At 68.2% G+C, this 17,415-nt stretch carries 16 protein-coding genes; 3 read left to right on the top strand and 13 right to left on the bottom strand.

The genetic code is table 11. The features are described from left to right. Positions 1–4: 4 nt before the first annotated feature. The gene (tpiA, locus tag ACFFGH_RS15190) at positions 5–757 is read right to left on the bottom strand and encodes a triose-phosphate isomerase (protein ID WP_386669676.1); all 753 of its coding nucleotides are present in this window, start codon (positions 755–757) and stop codon (positions 5–7) included. 145 nt (positions 758–902) lie between these two features. Between tpiA and ACFFGH_RS15185 the strand changes: the two genes are divergently transcribed. Beyond that, complete coding sequence (locus tag ACFFGH_RS15185; protein WP_386669674.1) at positions 903–1,421, top strand: DNA-deoxyinosine glycosylase; 519 nt, start codon at positions 903–905, stop codon at positions 1,419–1,421. On the opposite strand, the gene ACFFGH_RS15180 is transcribed toward ACFFGH_RS15185, so the two are convergent. From ACFFGH_RS15180 to prmB, 11 genes are all read right to left on the bottom strand, one after another. Then, the gene (locus ACFFGH_RS15180) at positions 1,408–2,358 is read right to left on the bottom strand and encodes an isopenicillin N synthase family dioxygenase (RefSeq protein WP_386669672.1); all 951 of its coding nucleotides are present in this window, start codon (positions 2,356–2,358) and stop codon (positions 1,408–1,410) included. The two genes, ACFFGH_RS15185 and ACFFGH_RS15180, sit on opposite strands and share 14 nt — an antisense overlap. Positions 2,359–2,434: 76 nt before the next feature. Then, positions 2,435–3,778 (bottom strand): phosphoglucosamine mutase, encoded by a 1,344-nt coding sequence (gene glmM / locus ACFFGH_RS15175; protein WP_386669670.1) that lies wholly within the window; start codon positions 3,776–3,778, stop codon positions 2,435–2,437. Next, positions 3,775–4,665 (bottom strand): acetyl-CoA carboxylase, carboxyltransferase subunit beta, encoded by an 891-nt coding sequence (accD, locus tag ACFFGH_RS15170; protein ID WP_386669668.1) that lies wholly within the window; start codon positions 4,663–4,665, stop codon positions 3,775–3,777. The genes glmM and accD overlap by 4 nt, the downstream gene beginning before the upstream one ends. Before the next feature lie 98 nt (positions 4,666–4,763). Beyond that, entirely contained in the window at positions 4,764–5,555 is a 792-nt protein-coding gene (trpA, locus tag ACFFGH_RS15165) for a tryptophan synthase subunit alpha (protein WP_386669666.1), read from the bottom strand. 122 nt (positions 5,556–5,677) lie between these two features. Next, a complete protein-coding gene (gene trpB, locus ACFFGH_RS15160) occupies positions 5,678–6,895 on the bottom strand; it encodes a tryptophan synthase subunit beta (RefSeq protein ID WP_386669663.1) in 1,218 nt (405 codons plus the stop codon). A gap of 102 nt (positions 6,896–6,997) precedes the next feature. Beyond that, positions 6,998–7,654 (bottom strand): phosphoribosylanthranilate isomerase, encoded by a 657-nt coding sequence (locus ACFFGH_RS15155; protein WP_386669662.1) that lies wholly within the window; start codon positions 7,652–7,654, stop codon positions 6,998–7,000. Next, positions 7,651–8,481 carry a tRNA pseudouridine(38-40) synthase TruA gene (gene truA, locus ACFFGH_RS15150; RefSeq protein ID WP_386669660.1) on the bottom strand — a complete coding sequence of 277 codons (831 nt, stop codon included), beginning with the start codon at positions 8,479–8,481 and terminating at the stop codon, positions 7,651–7,653. The genes ACFFGH_RS15155 and truA overlap by 4 nt, the downstream gene beginning before the upstream one ends. 3 nt (positions 8,482–8,484) lie before the next feature. Next, on the bottom strand, positions 8,485–10,653 hold the full coding sequence (locus ACFFGH_RS15145; protein ID WP_386669657.1) for a FimV/HubP family polar landmark protein: 2,169 nt from the start codon (positions 10,651–10,653) through the stop codon (positions 8,485–8,487). Between the two features lie 67 nt (positions 10,654–10,720). Next, on the bottom strand, positions 10,721–11,737 hold the full coding sequence (locus tag ACFFGH_RS15140; protein ID WP_386669654.1) for an aspartate-semialdehyde dehydrogenase: 1,017 nt from the start codon (positions 11,735–11,737) through the stop codon (positions 10,721–10,723). A 165-nt stretch (positions 11,738–11,902) separates the two neighbouring features. Then, positions 11,903–13,015 (bottom strand): chorismate synthase, encoded by a 1,113-nt coding sequence (gene aroC, locus ACFFGH_RS15135; RefSeq protein ID WP_386669651.1) that lies wholly within the window; start codon positions 13,013–13,015, stop codon positions 11,903–11,905. Between the two features lie 103 nt (positions 13,016–13,118). Further along, positions 13,119–14,048, bottom strand: a complete 930-nt coding sequence (gene prmB, locus ACFFGH_RS15130) for a 50S ribosomal protein L3 N(5)-glutamine methyltransferase (RefSeq protein ID WP_386669649.1) — start codon at positions 14,046–14,048, stop codon at positions 13,119–13,121. A 94-nt stretch (positions 14,049–14,142) separates the two neighbouring features. Here prmB and ACFFGH_RS15125 point away from each other — a divergent pair, with 94 nt between their 5' ends. Further along, complete coding sequence (locus tag ACFFGH_RS15125; protein ID WP_386669647.1) at positions 14,143–14,793, top strand: SCO family protein; 651 nt, start codon at positions 14,143–14,145, stop codon at positions 14,791–14,793. Then, on the top strand, positions 14,790–15,635 hold the full coding sequence (gene asd / locus ACFFGH_RS15120; RefSeq protein WP_386669646.1) for an archaetidylserine decarboxylase: 846 nt from the start codon (positions 14,790–14,792) through the stop codon (positions 15,633–15,635). Before ACFFGH_RS15125 ends, asd begins: the two co-directional genes overlap by 4 nt. A gap of 48 nt (positions 15,636–15,683) precedes the next feature. Here asd and ACFFGH_RS15115 read toward each other — a convergent pair whose 3' ends face one another. After that, complete coding sequence (locus ACFFGH_RS15115) at positions 15,684–17,249, bottom strand: transglycosylase SLT domain-containing protein (RefSeq protein WP_386669645.1); 1,566 nt, start codon at positions 17,247–17,249, stop codon at positions 15,684–15,686. Between the last annotated feature and the right edge of the window lie 166 nt (positions 17,250–17,415).

Here is a 17,415-nt window from a genome sequence, read left to right as displayed (position 1 = left end):
AGCGTCAGGCCGCGGCAGCAGCGACGATGGCGAGGAAATCGGCCGCAACTAGCGAGGCGCCGCCGATCAGGCCGCCATCGACGTCCGGCTGGGCAAACAGCGCGACGGCATTATCGGCCTTGACGCTGCCGCCGTACAGGATCGGCAGCGAGTCAGCGATTCTAGCATCGCGCCCAGCGACTTCGCTACGGATGAATGCGTGCACTTCCTGCGCCTGCTCGGGGGACGCCGTCCGGCCAGTCCCGATCGCCCAGACAGGCTCGTACGCGATGATCGCGCCGTCGAAGGCCTGTTTGCCGCCGAGGTCGAAGACGGGAGCGAGCTGTTGCTCGAGCTTCCACCACGTCTGATCGTGCTCGCGCTCGCTCAACGACTCGCCCACGCACAGGATTGGCACCAGCCCGGCGGCCTTCGCTGCGAGGAACTTGCGCGCGACCAGCTCATTCGCTTCAGCGTGGTACTCGCGCCGCTCGGAGTGCCCGACCAGGCCATAGCGTGCACCCACGTCGCGCAACATCGCCGCGGAGACCTCTCCGGTATAGGCGCCCTTTTCGTTCGCGCTGACGTCCTGCGCACCGAACTGCAGGCCCGCCGATCCGTAGCGTTCCGCCAGCTCGGCCAGGTAGGGCAGCGGCGGAATGATGATCCGGTCGACGTTGGCGGGCGCGTCGCCTGCTGCGACGGCATCCACGAGCGCATTCGCGAACTGTCGATCGCCGTGAAGTTTCCAGTTACCGGCCACGATCCTGCGACGCATCAGCCACTCCCGTACATGAAGGGCCGGCAGTCTAACGCAGCCATGGTGTGAAGCCCTGTGTGGGTCGGCCCGGCGCGTGGACCACCCCGAGCTTCACCGAGCGCATTGGCGCAGGAACCGAGGATTGTCGAAAAGGAGCCCGCTAATGCCTGTTCTCACCGGCCTTCCGCCAATCGAAAATCCTCAAGCGCGGACGCTCATCCTAGGCAGCATGCCCGGGGGAATGTCCCTCAAGCTGGGCCGCTATTACGCCCATCCGCAGAACCGTTTCTGGCGGTTCATGGGGTTACTGGTCGGGGCAGAGCCTTCGCTGCCCTACGAGCGGCGAATCGAGATCATGCGCGAAGCCGGCGTCGCGCTGTGGGATGTGCTGGCCGAATGCGAGCGCGAAGGCAGCCTCGACAGCACGATCCGCGCGGAGGCGGCGAACGATTTCGGAAGCTTCCTGCAGACACATCCGCAGATCCGCAGCGTGCTGTTCAATGGCGCCAAGGCAGAGCAGAGCTTTCGGCGCTACGCCCTGCCCCAGCTGGAGCCGGACACGCTTGAGCTGCGCAGACTGCCGTCGACAAGCCCCGCGAACGCGTCGCAGGACGAGACCGCCAAGCTCGACGCATGGCGATCGGCGTTCCGTTATGCCGGGGTGCGGCTTATTTCAGCTTGATCTCGCGCAACCGCTCTTCCAGATAGCCCTGAGCGGTGATCGGCTCGGGGTAACGGCTCGGATTGTCAGGGGTGATGCACGAGGGCAGCACGTCAATCACGACGTCAGGGTTCGGGTGCAGGAAGAACGGGGTCGAATACCGGGGCTGCCGCGCTTTCTCGCCCGGGGGATTCACCACGCGGTGGGTGGTCGACGGATACACATGGTTCGTCAGGCGCTGCAGCATGTCGCCGATGTTGACGACGATCGTGTCGGCATCAGCCGTAAACGGCACCCACTCGCCCTTGCGGGAGCGCACCTCGAGCCCTTCGGCGCTGGCACCGACGAGCAGCGTGATGAGGTTGATGTCCTCGTGTGCGCCGGCGCGAACGTTCGGGATGTCCGGCGTCGTGATCGGCGGATAGTGGATCGGGCGCAGGATCGAGTTGCCCTGGTCGGTCTTATCAGCAAAAAAATCCCCCGGCAGGCCGATGTGCAGCGCGAGCGCAGACAGAACCTTCGAGCCGAGCTGGTCCAGCGCTTCGTACAGGTCGTAACCAACCTCGCGGAACGCGGGGAGTTCCTCCGGCCACAGGTTCGGCGCCATAACGTCCGCATTGCGCGCATCACGGGGGATCTCCCGACCGATGTGCCAGAACTCCTTGAGGTCCGAGTATTGCGCACCCTTGGCGGTCTCGACCCCGAACGGCGTGTAGCCGCGCGCGCCGCCACCGCCGGGCACGTGGTACTGGCGCTTGGTCTCTTCGGGCAGCGCGAAGAACTGCGAAAACACCCGGTAGGCGTCATCGATCAGCGCCTGCGGGATGCCGTGGTTACGGATTCCGGCAAATCCCCATTCCCGGTATGCCGCTCCCAGCTCAGCGACGAACGCGTCGGCGTCGGCCTGGCTGGTCGGCTCGGTGAAGCGACGGATGTCTAGCGTGGGGATCTGGCTCATGGGCTCAAACTGGAAAGTGAAGCGCCGGCCTGCGTGCAGACCGGCGCGGGACCCGATACGTGTCGGCAATCGCCGGTCAGGCGGCTGCAGCGCGGACGGCGTCCGCCAGGCGCGCGATTGTCGACTGGACCAGCGAAGCGTCGTCGGCCTCGACCGTGACGCGGACCACCGGCTCGGTGCCCGACGGACGCAGGAACGCGCGACCCCGGCCTTCGACGGCGGCCTGCGCCTCGGCGAGCGCCGTCTGCACGGAGGTCGCCTCGGTCGGTTTGCGGCCACTGCCGAAGCGCACGTTGATGGTCTTCTGCGGCACCTTGGTGAAGCCGGACAACGCCTCGCGCAGCGAAATGCCGCGGCGGCACAGCACTTCGAGCGCCTGGAGCGCGCTGACGATGCCGTCGCCGGTGCTGGTTCGGTCCAGGCACAGCAGGTGGCCCGAGGTCTCGCCGCCGAGCACGCCGCCGTGGGCGATCAGCTGCTGGTGGACATAGCGGTCGCCAACCTTGGCACGGATGAACCCGATGCCGCGCTGCTGGAACGCCCGCTCGAGGCCATAGTTCGTCATGAGTGTGCCGACAACGGGCCCCTTGAGGCGACCGTGCTGGCTCCAGTCGTTCGCAAGCAGGTACAGCAGGTCGTCGCCGTCGCAGACCATGCCGTCGGCATCCACAAACAACACGCGGTCGCCGTCACCGTCGAACGCGATGCCGAGGTCGGCGCCGGTTTCGAACACGCGGGCGGCGAGTTTTTCCGGGTGGGTGGAGCCGACGCCGTCGTTGATGTTCACGCCGTTCGGTTCGACGCCGATCGCGTCGACGCGGGCGCCTAGCTCGCGCAGCACCAGCGGGCCGAGCTCGTAGGTCGCGCCGTTCGCGCAGTCCATTGCGATGCGCATGCCGCCGAGGTCGAACCCCTTCGGGACCGAGTTCTTGCAGGCCTCGACGTAGCGGCCGAGCGCGTCGCGCGTGCGTACGGCCTTGCCGAGCTCTTCAGACGACACCGTGCGGAACGGCTGGTCGAGCGCGGCCTCGATCGCGAGCTCGGTCGCGTCGTCGAGCTTCTCACCCTCGGCCGAGAAGAACTTGATGCCGTTGTCGTGGTGCGGGTTGTGCGATGCGGAGATCACGATGCCGCCGTCGGCGCGCATCGAGTGGGTCAGGTGCGCGACGGCAGGTGTCGGCATAGGCCCCATCAGCTGGACGTCGACGCCGGCAGCGACCAGGCCGGCCTCGAGCGCTGCCTCGAACATGTAGTTCGAGATGCGGGTGTCCTTGCCGATGATGACCACCGGCTTGCGCCAGGCGCGGCGCGCCAGCGCGTGGCCATAGGCGTTGCCCAGGCGGAGAACGAAATCGGCCGAGATCGCGCCCTCGCCGACGCGCCCCCGGATCCCGTCGGTACCAAAATACTTGCGGCTCATGCTGCGGCTTCGACCTCGTCGTTGGGTTGCGGTTGCTTCATCAACAACGCCAACAGGTGGGCAAGCCGGCTACGCATTTCGCGGCGGTCGCAGATCTGGTCGATCGCACCGTGCTCGAGCAGGAATTCGCTGCGCTGGAAACCCTCCGGGAGGGTCTCGCGGACGGTCTGCTCGATCACGCGCGGGCCGGCGAAGCCGATCAGGGCACCGGGCTCGGCGATATTGATGTCGCCAAGCATCGCGAACGAGGCGGACACGCCGCCGGTGGTCGGATGGGTGAGCACCGAAATATACGGCAGGCCGGCGGCGCGCAGTCGGCCGAGCGCCGCCGAGGTCTTCGCCATCTGCATCAGCGAGAACAGGCTCTCCTGCATGCGCGCGCCACCGCTCGCGGAGAAGCACACGAACGGGCAGCCGAGTTCGAGCGCCGCCTCAGCGCCGCGCGCGAAGCGCTCACCGACCACCGAGCCCATCGATCCGCCCATGAACGCGAAATCGAACGAGCATGCGACCAGCGGGCGGCCGTGCAGCGCACCGCGCAGCGCGACGAGAGCGTCGCGTTCACCCGTGGCCTTCTGCGCGGCGCGGATGCGGTCGCTGTAGCGCTTCTGGTCACGGAACTTCAGCACGTCGGTCGGGCCGAGCTCGGCGGCGATCTCGTGCGTAGTGCCGGCGTCGAACAGCGCCGCGAGTCGCGCGCGGGCGCGAATCGGCATGTGGTGGCTGCACTTCGGACAGACCTCGAGGTTTTCCTCGAGTTCGGGCCGGTAGAGCACGGCCGCGCACTTGTCGCATTTTTCCCACAGCCCCTCCGGCACGCTACGCCGCTTGGCGTTGGCGCCGTCGGTGCGGATGCCGGACGGCATGAGTTTCTTGAGCCAGGACATGCGTTCGGTAACCCTCGTTCAGGCTTGACGACCACCGGCCCCGAGGGCCGGCAAGCGCGCCAGTTTATCCCAGCACCGCGCCTAGTCAGGCATCGGGCTCAGGCATCGAGCGCGGCGCGCAGCGGTGCCAAGAACCGGCGCGCCGAGGCCGGCGCATCGCTGGCCTCGGACAGCACCCCGACCAGCGCACTGCCGACCACGACCCCGTCAGCTTCGCGCGCCATCGCCGCCGCGCTCGTCGCATCCTTGATGCCGAACCCGGCCACGACCGGCACGCTGCTGCCGGCGCGGATCGTGTTCAGACGAGCGCCTGCCTCGCCCGTGTCGAGGCGGTCGGCGCCGGTGACGCCGGCGAAGCTCACGTAGTAGAGATAACCCGCGGCCTGCGCGCAGAGCTGCGCGATGCGAGCGTCGGACGTGGTCGGCGCAGCGAGCAGGATCAGCGTCAGACCCTGCGGCGCGAATGCTTCGCGGAACTCAGCGGCCTCTTCCGGCGGCAGGTCGACCAGGAGCACGCCGTCGACGCCGGCCTCGACGGCCTCGCGCGCGAACCGCTCCGCGCCGCGGATTTCGATCGGGTTGAGATAGCCCATCAGCACGACCGGCGTGTCGTTGTCCACTTCACGGAAGCGGCGCACGCAGTCGAGCACGTAGCCAAGACCGGCACCGCGCGCGATGGCGCGCTCGGAGCTGCGCTGGATCGTCGGGCCATCGGCCATCGGGTCGGAGAACGGCACGCCGAGTTCGATCACGTCCGCGCCAGCTTCGGCCAGCGCATGCATCACGGGGACCGTGGCTTCGAGCGAGGGGTCGCCCGCGGTGATGAACGGCACCAGTGCCTTGCGGCCGGTTGAGCGGAGCTGCGAGAAACGGGCGTCGATTCGGTTCATCGGGGTCTCGTGCGCCGCAGGCGCGGCGGCAGGCGGATGGGCTGGGCGGCTCGAATTGCCGGCGCGGACCGGCACGCCTGCCGATCGACGGTCAGGCGTCCCGATGCACCGTCGGGGCTGCGTTAGAACGTGATGCCGTCGCGCGACGCGATGGTGTGCACGTCCTTGTCGCCACGACCGGACAGGTTGCACAACACGAGCGCATCCTTCGGCAGCTCGCGGGCAAGCTTTTCGGCCTGCGCGATCGCGTGGCTGGATTCCAGCGCGGGCAGGATGCCTTCGGTGCGCGCAAGCCGGTGGAACGCGAACAGCGCTTCCTCGTCGGTGACGCCGACGTATTCGGCGCGACCCATGTCCTTGAGGAATGCGTGTTCGGGACCGACGCCGGGATAGTCGAGGCCGGCCGACACCGAATGGGTCTCGATGATCTGGCCGTCGTCATCGCACAGCACGTAGGTGCGGTTGCCGTGCAGAACACCCGGGCGCCCAGCGGCAAGCGACGCCGCGTGCAGGCCCGAGGCGATCCCCTCGCCCGCCGCTTCCGCCCCAACGATGCGCACGCCCGCGTCATTGAGGAACGCATGGAAGATGCCGATCGCGTTGCTGCCACCGCCCACGCATGCGGTTACCGCATCGGGCAGCCGGCCGTACTCGGCGAGCATCTGCGCGCGTGCCTCGCGGCCGACCACGGCATTGAAGTCGCGCACCATCCGCGGATACGGGTCCGGCCCGGCCACGGTGCCGATGATGTAGAACGTGTCACGCACGTTCGTGACCCAGTCGCGCATCGCTTCGTTGAGCGCGTCCTTTAGCGTCGCCGAGCCGCTGGTCACCGGCACGACGGTCGCGCCGAGCAGCTTCATGCGATAGACGTTGATCTTCTGCCGCTCGATGTCGGTCGCGCCCATGTAGACGACGCACTCGAGTCCGAGCCGCGCCGCGACGGTCGCAGACGCAACGCCATGCTGACCCGCGCCGGTCTCGGCAATGATGCGAGGCTTGCCCATGCGCGAAGCGAGCAGCGCCTGGCCGATCGTGTTGTTGATCTTGTGCGCGCCGGTGTGGTTCAGGTCTTCGCGCTTGAGCAGGATCTGCGCGCCACCGACCTCGTCACTGAGCCGACGCGCGTGATAGATCGGGCTCGGGCGGCCCACGTAATGCGCGAGGTCGCGTTCGAACTCGGAAATGAATTCGGGGTCGACCCGAGCGGCATCGTAGGCGGCTGCCAGTTCCTGCAGCGGGCCAATCAGCGTCTCGGCAACGAAGCGGCCGCCGAAGCGGCCGAAATGGCCGTTGGCGTCGGGGAATGCGTGGAAATCGGAAGGCGTTTCGCGGGTCATCGGCGGATGCGGAACCGGTCCAATCGCCGACGCTCTCGGCGGAACCGCCAGTGTAGGCCAAAGGCCGGGCGCCACGCCCTGCCGACTCGGTCGGTCCGCAGGTCAGTCGACGTTGCAGTCGGCGCGCCGCACTTCCTCGACGAACTTGCGCATGCGATCGCCGTCCTTGATGCCTGGCGAGACCTCGATGCCGCTGGACACGTCCACGCCCCAGGGCATCGTGTCGCGGATCGCACGGAACACGTTGTCCGGCGTCAGTCCGCCTGCGAGCACGAACGGCTTCTGCATGCCGCTCGGCAGACGCGACCAGTCGAACGCGCGACCACTGCCGCCGCTCTCACCGCTGCCATGGCTGTCGAAGAGAAAGCCCGCCGCGCCCGGGTAACGCCGGTGCAACGCGATGCCATCCTCGAGCGAGCCGTTGCCACCCATCGGGACAGCCTTGAGATACGGCACGCCGAAGCCGCGGCAGAACGCGTCATCCTCACTGCCGTGGAACTGCAGCAGGCTCGGGCGCACCTGGCGCACGACCTCGCGCACTTCCTCCTGCGCGTTGTCCATGAACAGCGCGACCGCATCGACGAGCGGTGCGAGCGCATGCCGCATCGCGCGTGCCTCCTCGGCCTTGAGGCGGCGCGAGCTCTTTTCCGCAAACACGAAGCCGACAGCGTCGACTCCGAGCTCGCTGGCCAGGCGCACATCGCCCGGGCGGGTCAAGCCGCAGAATTTGATTCGGGTACGGAACGGGGTTCGACTCACAAGGTCACCTCGGCCGGAAGTCGCCATTGGGCGGGATAGCGCGGCCCCAGGAACACCAGGCCCGCGGAGGGTGCAGTCGGGCCGGCCACCGTGCGATCGCGCCCGGCGAGCAGCTCACCGATCCACGGTTCGCCCTGCTCGCCCCGTCCTACCATCAACAGGCTTCCGACGATATTGCGGACCATGTGATGGAGGAATGCATTGGCCTGCACCTGCACCTCGACGATGTCGCCTTCGCGCCGGACAACGATCTCCTGCAGGTCGCGACGTGCATGCGCGGCTTGGCAATGCACCGTACGGAATGCGGAGAAATCGTTCTCGCCGACCAGCGCCTGGGCTGCGCGATGCATCGCCGCGGCATCGAGCGGGCGACGCTCCCAGCTCAGGTACTGGCGCTGCAATGCAGGGCGCACTGCGCGATTTAGGATGCGGTAGCTGTATCGCCTCGAGCGCGCGCTGAAGCGTGCGTGGAAGTCCGGCGCAACGGGCACGCACCAGCGCACGCAGACCGAAGGCGGCAGACGCGACGTAACGCCGAGTACCCAACCCCGCGGGTCGCGTTGCACCGGGCTGTCGAAGTGCACGACCTGCCCGGAGGCGTGTACGCCCGCGTCCGTACGACCGGCGCAGACGACCTCCACCCGGCTGCCGGCAACGAACGATACCGCCGCTTCGACCGCTGCCTGCACGGTCGCCTCGCCGCGCAGGTCCGGCTCGCCCGGCTTGCTCAGGCGCTGCCAACCGGAGAATTCACTGCCGTCGTATTCGACGCCAAGCGCGTACCGGTGACGGGCAGGAGGCGTCGCTGGCGGGTCGAGTTCGTCCACCGGTTACTCGAGTTCGCGAAGCATGCGCAGGGCCCGCTGGCGCGACGCGTGGTCGCCGTTGATGGCGACCTCGCCCAGCAACTGGCGCGCACTTTCGCTGTCGCCGAGGTCCAGGTACGCCTGCGCAAGCTCGATTCGCTCGTTGATTTGCGCGTCGGCAACAGGCTGGACGCGCGGCTCGTTCGGCTGGTCGAACTGGTCCGGCTCGTTCGGACGGTCCGGCTCGTTCGGCTCGTTCGGCCGGTCGAACTGGTCCGGCTCCTTCGGCCGGTCGGCCTCGTTCGGCTGACCCGGCTCGATCATCGGCACCGGGGCAACTGGCGCGATCCAGGGCCTGGCGGGCGTACGGACTTCCTCGATCGGCGCTTCGGGCACCGTTTCGGGACGCTGTTCGTCCGGCTGTTCCAGCGGGGCCGGGGCCGCCGGTGTGACCGCAGGCCTCTCGGGTGTTTGCCATGCCAGAGGAGTTACCTCGATCTCCTCGACAGGCTCAGCGTCCTCGTGAGCGAGGTCGGGGCCGTCCCAGACAGCGACATGAGGATCGGCGGTCGACACGCCTGCGTCTTCCAGGCCTTCGTCTTCGACTGGTAGCTCTGCGGAAGCGTCAACCTCATCCTGATCCGCTTCCGAAGGACGAGCATCCACGCGCGACGAAGCCACCGGCGCGATCGCTCCGGCGTCCGTCACCGCCGGCTGCACCACGAGCAGATCCTCGTCGGCGTCTGCGTCGCGCCGAAGCGGAAACGCGGCCGCCAGCGCAGAGGCGCTGCTCTCCGTCGGCGCGCGGAACGGCGACGGGGCCGGGGTCCGTTGGCGCGTGCGCCACCACGCAAACAGCAATGCCATCAACGCGGCAGCGCCCAGCAGCCACGGCAGCCATGTTCCGCCCCCCGATGCATCGGCTGGTTCGGCGGGCGTAGCAGCTGTCGCTTCGCCTCGGCTCCCGAGCCGCTGTTGCGCGGCTGCGAGCTCGGCGCTCTTCATCGCGATCAACCGCTGCTGGTCCGACTGCAGCTTCTCGAGCTCGGCTACCCGGCTCTTGAGCTCCTGCAGTTCGGCATCGCGCACGGCGAGCGTTTCGCGCGTCTGTTGCAGTTCCTGTTGCAGCATCTGGCCCTCGCCGCCGGCCTGGGTGCCGGATTGTGTGCCCGCCTGCGTCGCTCGGTTCGCTGCGGGCGGAACGATTTCGAGCCGGGCGCCGTCCGCGGGCTGCGGGCGGACCGGCTTCGGTGCCTCCGAGCCTGCACGGCCCTCGGCGGGCGAAGTCTGGCCGGAGCGTGCCGCGGCCTGGCTGGCATCAGCCTGCTCGGATGCGATCAGGGCCTGCCGCCGCGCTTCGCGCCACTGGCGCATCCGGTCGCGCACGATCTGCGCGGCCTGGGCCGCGTCCACGGCTGCGACCTCAGCCGCCGGCGGCACGCGCAGTACGGCGCCGCGCTTGAGCTGGTTGATATCCCCGCCGATGAACGCGTCGGGGTTCGCGCGCAGCATCGCGATCATTGCCTGATCGAGCGTCGCGCCGTCGCCGAGGCCAAGCCTTGCAGTGATCGCAGAGAGTGTCTCGCCGTTACGGACCGGGCCGTATTCGCCGGGTACGTCCTGCGCCGGCGAAGGCTCTGACGCGGCCGCAGCGGAAGGTCGCTGCGGTGCGGGTGCCGGAATCGGCAAGGGCTTGGTGGGCGACGTCACCGGTCGCTGGATCGTATTGGACGGCGCGCCAACCGGCGCCTGGACCGGGGGCTGCACCGGTGCGGCGACCGCACGCGGCGTATCGACTAGCGCCGAGTACTCGCGCACCAGGCGCCCCTGCCCCCAGTCGACTTCGACCAAAAAGGTCAGCAGCGGCTGCTCGATCGGCTGGTCGGTGGTGACCCGGATGATCGGACGCCCGGACCGGTTGTAGGCGACTTCGAACCGCAGATCGGTCACCACGCCCTGCGGCGGTTGCAGGCCGATGCGCGCGAACGTTTCCGGGGACGCAAGCCGGGCCTGCAGTTGCTCGACCTCCCCCGGCGTGGTGCTGATGACCGGAATCTCGGCCAGCAATGGTTCGCCGGCGCGCGAACGAACTTCGATCTGGCCGAGCCCCAGTGCGGCCGCGGTGCCGCTGGCGAAGGCCAGCGCAGCCGAGATGGCGAGCGTCAACGTCGGGTGCCGCAGCCAATGTTTCACAGCGCCTTCCTGAAATGCCGATGGCCGCGACTCTAGCCGCGGCCACCTGCGGGGCGCAATGCGAGCCTTAACGCTCGGCGAGCACCAGCTCGGCGAGCTGCACCGCATTCAGCGCTGCACCCTTGCGGATGTTGTCGGCGACGATCCACATCGAAAGCCCGCGCGGATGCGAGATGTCCTCGCGGATACGGCCGACATACACCGGGTCCTGACCCGAGGCATGCGTGACCGCAGTCGGGTAGCCACCGGGCGCGCGCTCGTCGACGATCTCCAGCCCTGGCGCCTGCGAAAGCAGCTCGCGGGCACGCTCGACGCTGACCTTCTCGCGCGTTTCGATGTGCACCGCCTCGGAATGCCCGTAGAACACCGGCACGCGTGCAACCGTCGCGTTCACGCCGATCGAATCCTCGCCGAGGATCTTGCGCGTCTCCCAGACCAGCTTCATCTCCTCGGTGGTATAGCCGTTGTCGGTGAAGTCCCCGCCGTGCGGAATCACGTTGAACGCGATCTGCACGGGGTACACGTCCGGCTCGGGGTCCTGGAAACTCAGCAGCCGCGCCGTCTGCTTGCCGAGTTCCTCGAGCGCGCGCCGGCCGGTGCCCGACACCGACTGATAGGTCGCGACGTTGAGCCGTGTGATGCCCGCCTCGCGATGGATCGGCGCGAGCGCGACGAGCATCTGCATCGTCGAGCAATTCGGGTTGGCGATGATGCCGCGCGGCCGGTTGCGCACCTGCTCGGGATTGACCTCAGCCACCACGAGCGGAATGTCGTCGTCGTAGCGGAATGCCGAGGAGTTGTCGATCACCACCGCACCGGCCGCGGCGAACTTCGGCGCATATTCCTTGGAAACGCTGCCACCGGCCGAGAACAGCGCGATGTCGACGCCGGCCGGGTCGAACGTCGCCAGATCCTCCACGGTGATCTTGCGTCCATCGAACTCGACCTGGCTGCCCGCCGAGCGCTCGCTCGCCAGTACATGCAGGCGGCCGATCGGAAAGCTGCGCTCGGCCAGGATGCTCAGGAGCGTTTCGCCAACCGCGCCGGTGGCGCCGACGATTGCGACAGTGACTTGCTGTGTCATTTGGAGTGTTCCGAAAAGTCTGAGGGATATCGAAGTCCGGAGGCGGCCTGACCCGCATCTCGAAGGAGGGCTCGAGGTGGCCGAGGGCGACCGGCGCATATCGGGACTACAGCGCAGCGGCGCAGTCGCGCGTCATCGCCCACGGGCGAGCGCAGCGGCTGGCCGCTATCGTTTCGGATCCGGTTTCCCGCCGGGCACGCGCGGCGTGATCTCGCCGACGTCACCGCATTGCGCCCGGTGGCGAAGCGCCTGGTCCATCAGCACGAGCGCGACCATCGCCTCGCAGATCGGCGTGGCGCGGATGCCGACGCACGGGTCGTGGCGGCCGGTCGTGATGACTTCAACCGCATTGCCGTGGATATCGAGCGTGTCGGCCGGCAGCCGCAGGCTCGAAGTCGGCTTGAACGCCACCGAACAATGCAGCGGCTGGCCGGTGCTGATGCCGCCAAGGATGCCGCCGGCGTGGTTCGATTCGAAGCCTGCGGCGCCCATCAGGTCGCGATGCTCGCTGCCCTTCTGCGTGACCGACGCAAAGCCGTCGCCGATCTCCACGCCCTTGACCGCGTTGATGCTCATCAGCGCGGCGGCGAGTTCGCCGTCGAGCTTGCCGTAGATCGGTTCACCCCAGCCCGGCGGGAGGCCGTCGGCGACCACGTCCACGCGCGCGCCAACCGAATCACCGGACTTGCGCAGCGCATCCATGTACGTCTCGAGCTGGGGCACCTGCGCTTCGCAGGGCCAGAAGAACGGGTTGCCTTCGACCACGTCCAGGTCGACGCCCTGCGGTCGCAGCTCGCCGAGCTGAGACAGGTAGCCGCGCACGCGCACGCCGTGGCGCTCGGCAAGCCAGCGCTTGGCGATCACGCCGGCGGCGACGCGCATCGTCGTCTCGCGTGCGCTGGAACGGCCACCGCCGCGCGGGTCACGGATGCCGTATTTCTGCCAGTACGTGTAGTCCGCGTGGCCCGGGCGGAACTGCCCGGCAATCGCGGAGTAATCCTTGCTGCGCGCATCGGTATTGCGGATCAGGAGCGCGATCGGCGTGCCGGTCGTGCGGCCCTCGTACACGCCGCTGAGGATCTCGACCTCGTCGGTTTCACGGCGCTGAGAGGTGTGGCGGCTGCGCCCGGTCGCGCGGCGATCGAGGTCGGCGCGAAAGTCCTCAGCCGCCAGCGGCAGGCCGGGTGGGCAGCCGTCGACGACGCACCCGATCGCCGGCCCGTGGCTCTCGCCAAAGGTCGTCACTGCGAACAGCTTGCCGAACGTATTGCTGGCCACGCAGGTTTTCCGATGGGCCCGCTGGACGGGAGGGACGGGAGGCGCGCCACTCTAGCGCGCCGGGACGATCGATGCCGGCGCAGGCACGAAGGCGCGACGCGCCTCAGCCGCGGGCGGCGGCGAGCTCTTTGATGCGCTCGTGGTGCTCGACGAGATCCGCGCGCTCGACGACGAAGATGCCCATCTGACCCACTTTGAACTCCACCCACGCCAGCGGCAGTTCGGGCAGCAGGCTGACGAGCGCCTGCTCGGCTTCGCCGACCTCGCAGATCAGCAGGCCTTCCTCGCTCAGGTGGTCGGGTGCGTCGCGCAGGATCTTCAGCGCAAGGTCCAGACCGTCGTGGCCCGCGCGCAGTCCGAGTTCCGGTTCGTATGAGTACTCACGCGGCAGCGCATCGGTTTCGGCGTCGGTCACGTACGGCGGGTTGGTCACGATCAGGTCGAACACCTCGCCCTGCAGACCTGCGAACAGGTCAGACTTGCGCAAGGTCACGTTGTCAGCGTGCAGCCGGGCCTTGTTCTCTTCGGCTAGCGCCAGTGCGTCGTCGTCGATGTCGGCGCCGATGACGTCCCAGTTCGGGTGGTAATGGGCGGTTGCGATCGCGATGCAGCCGGAACCGGTGCACAGGTCGAGCACGCGCTCCACCTCGCGCCCGCCGAGCCAGGGCTCGAAGCCGGACTGGATCAGCTCGGCGATCGGCGAGCGCGGCACCAGCGCGCGCGAGTCGCTCTTGAAGCTCAGGCCCGCGAACCAGGTCTCGCCGGTCAGGTACGCCGCCGGCACGCGCTCGTCGATGCGTCGCTGGAACAGCGCGAGCACCTTCTGCTTTTCCGTTGCGGTGACGCGCGATGCGCCATAGACGGGGCTCAGGTCGTGCGGCAGATGCAATGCGTGCAGCACCAGCTGTGTCGCCTCGTCCAGCGCGTTGTCGTAGCTGTGGCCGAACGTCAGCCCCGCTTCACCGAAGCGGCTGCCGCCGTAGCGGATCAGGTCGATGATGGAGACCTGTTCGAAGGTGGCGTCGGCGGTCATCACGGCTCGGTGCGCGCAGCGCGGTTAAAAGCGGGCGGGCATTATAGCGGCGCCCCCCGGCTATCATGACCGCGCATCCCCAGTCGGATCCGTCATGTTCAACCGCACGATCGTGTATGTCCTCGTCGCCGCGCTCGCCGCGGGTCTGGGTCTGTGGGCGGCGCAGCGCTACTTCACCTCGCCGGCCGTTACGCCCTCGGGGCCTACGACCCAGGCGGTGCGGCTGTTCCAGCCACCGCGGGAACTGCCCGCGTTCTCACTGCGCCAGTCCGACGGCACCGCACTCGTGCCCGGCGAGCTCAAGGGGCACTGGACGCTGGTGTTTCTCGGCTTCACGCATTGCCCGGACGTCTGCCCCACCACGCTCGCGCAGCTGTCGCAGGCGCAGAAGCAGTGGAGCGCGATTCCCGATTCGACCCGTCCGCGCGTGCTGTTCGCCTCGGTCGACCCCGAGCGCGACACGCCCGATCGCATCGGCGAATACGCGCACGGCTTCCATCGCGACACGATCGCCGCGACGGCCGACATCCCGGCGCTGGAGCAGTTCACCCGTTCGCTGAGCCTGGTGTTCGCGAAGATGCCGGCCGAGGAAGGCCGTCCTGCTGACGAGTACACGATGGATCACAGCGCAACGATCGTGGTGCTGGACCCCAAGGGCCGCATGGCCGGCGTCATCCAGCCGCCGTTCGATCCGAACGCGATCGCCTCCGATTTCATCGCACTGACCCGGGAGCCCTCGCCATGAGCCTGATGACGCAGCTGACCTACGTCCTGCCGCACCGGATGCTGTCGTCACTCGCACGGCGCCTCGCGTATTCCGACCATCCGCACCTGAGCCGCTGGCTGATCGATACCGTCACCCGCAAGTTCGGCGTCGACCTCACCGAGGCTGCGCAGCCCGATGCGAGCGCGTACAAGACGTTCAACAGCTTCTTTACCCGCGAACTGAAGCCGGGCGCGCGCGTGGCGGACGCCGATCCGCGTGCACTGGTGATGCCGGCCGACGGCCGCATCAGCCAGTGCGGCACGATCGAAGCCGGTCGCATCCTGCAGGCGAAGGGCCAGTCATTCACCGCGGCCGAACTGCTGGGCAGCCTGGAAGCGGCCGAGCCCTTCATGCACGGGCTGTTCGCGACGGTCTACCTGTCACCGAAGGACTACCACCGGGTGCACATGCCGTGGACCGGGACGCTGCGCGAGACCGTCCACGTGCCCGGCAGGCTGTTCAGTGTGGGGCCCGCTGCGGTCGAGCGCGTGCCTGGCCTGTTCGCGCGCAACGAGCGGCTGGTGTGCCACTTCGATACCGACTTCGGCCCGATGGCCGTGGTGATGGTCGGCGCGCTGCTGGTCTCGGGCGTGGAAACCGTCTGGAGCGGCGAAGAGATCCCGCACTACGGCAAGACGATCACGGTGAAGGATTACCGTGGCGCTGGCATCACGCTCGAGCGCTTCGCCGAGATGGCGCGGTTCAATTACGGATCGACGGTCATCGTGCTGCTGCCGGCCGGGGTCGCCGAGCTCGCGCCAAGCCTGTGCGCGGAGTCGGCAGTGCGCCTCGGACAGCGGCTTGCGCGGCTCAAGGACTGAGCCACGCGGGACGGTCACCCGCAGGTGACCGTCCGGTAACGCAGTGAATCAGCTGCCGCAGCCGTCCAGCTTGAGGCGCTGACCCGGGCGGATCATGTAACGCGGCGCCGGCACCTTGTTCGCGTCGGCCAGTGCGCCGATCTTGCACTCGAACTTGCTGGCGATCGAGGTCAGCGTCTCGCCCGGCTGCACCTTGTACTCGCGCGGGGCGGCCGGCTTCTTGTCGCGGGCCGGCCGGGTGGCCGACGCGGTCGGCTCCGGCTTGGCGTCCGGCGCGGGCGCCTCGACCTTCGGCGGCGGCGCGATCGGCGGGACCGGCACGGCCGCGCCCCGGCGAACGATCGCGGTGTTCGGATCGCTCGTCACCAGCGTGCGCGCGAGGTCAGCGCGCTGACCCTGCGTGCACCAGCGGTTGTAGAGGCCGACCATCTTCGTGGTCACGTTCATGCTCGTCCCGGCCGGGATCATCTGGTCGGCTTCGAAGCGCGGGTTGAGGTTGCGCAGCACGCGCATGTAGCCGTCGCGGGTACCGCCGTTACCCAGGCAGATCGTCAGCTCGTAGATCGAAGCCGAGCGCGCGAGCCGGATGGTAGCCGGGCGCGTGTCGACCTTCGGGAACGTCAGGCCGTACTCCTTCGGGTGCAGGTACAGCCAGGCCGCCGCGATCACCATCGGGACATAGTCCTTGGTCTCGGCCGGGAACTGGTTGTAGACGTCGGCGTCCCAGAAGCTGCGGCCGCCGCTCTCGCGGTACACGCGACGCGCTCGGCCTTCGCCGCCGTTGTACGCGGCAAGCGACATTTCGATGTTGCTGTCGAGTTCGCGGAAACGCTCGTTGAGGTACGCCGCCGCCGCGTTCGCCGCGGCTTGCGGGTCGTAGCGCGTGTCGAACCCCGTGCCGTCCGGACCGAGCCCGAAGCGCTTGCCGGTCGCCGGCATGAACTGCAACGGCCCGACGGCGCCAGCGCGCGAACCCACATGCACCTTGCCGTTGGATTCCTTCGCCATGATGCCGAACAGCAGCGCCTCGGGCAGGCCGCTGCGCTTGAACGCCGGCGACATCAGGTGCTGCATGTGCTGGTAGTTCTCGTGGCTCTGGATCAGCGTCACGCGCATGTCCGTTAGCCAGCGGCGGATGCCCGCCTGCACGGCCGGGTTGTACTGGACCATCTGCTTGAAACGCTCACCGTCGGGCGTCAGCAGTGCCGCTGCGGCGGCCGAATCGGGCACGCTGCCCGATTCCGGAGTCTCGTCGACCAGCGTCGTATCGATATCCTCGTCCGTGCGCGGCGCATCGGAATTCGCTTTCAGCAGGCGCTTGAACGACGCAAGCATGTTCTGCATCGAGCAGCCGCGCTGCTTGCCGCAGGCGGTGATCGCGTCTTCCATGTCCTCGAGCGCCGCGTCGGCAGCCTTGCGCGCGTCCGGCCCGGCATTGGCCGCGTCCACCAGCGCTTCGCGGTAGCGCGCTTCCGCCGCCTGCATGCGCTGGTTCAATGCGTCGACGGCCGCCTGGTCGCGGCGCGAAAGCGCATCGGCCTCGAACGACAGTGCGGCAAGTGTGGCGAATGCAAGTGGGGCCAGACGCCCCGGAAGTCGGACAAGTGCGGACATGGACGGCAGCATCGCAAGGGGGAGGCGCGAGGTTAACGAGGGGGTCCGGGAGCAGCAAGGATGCACGCCCTGTTCATCGGCACGGCGTCGCAGTTGTGCGGAACCGGCGTGATGTTGCGTGACCGGCTTCACGGTGCGCCGCGGTGCGTGGCTAGAATCGGGTCTT

The sequence above is a fragment of the Lysobacter korlensis genome, assembly GCF_042434515.1.
This window is presented reverse-complemented; position numbering and strand designations above follow the sequence as displayed.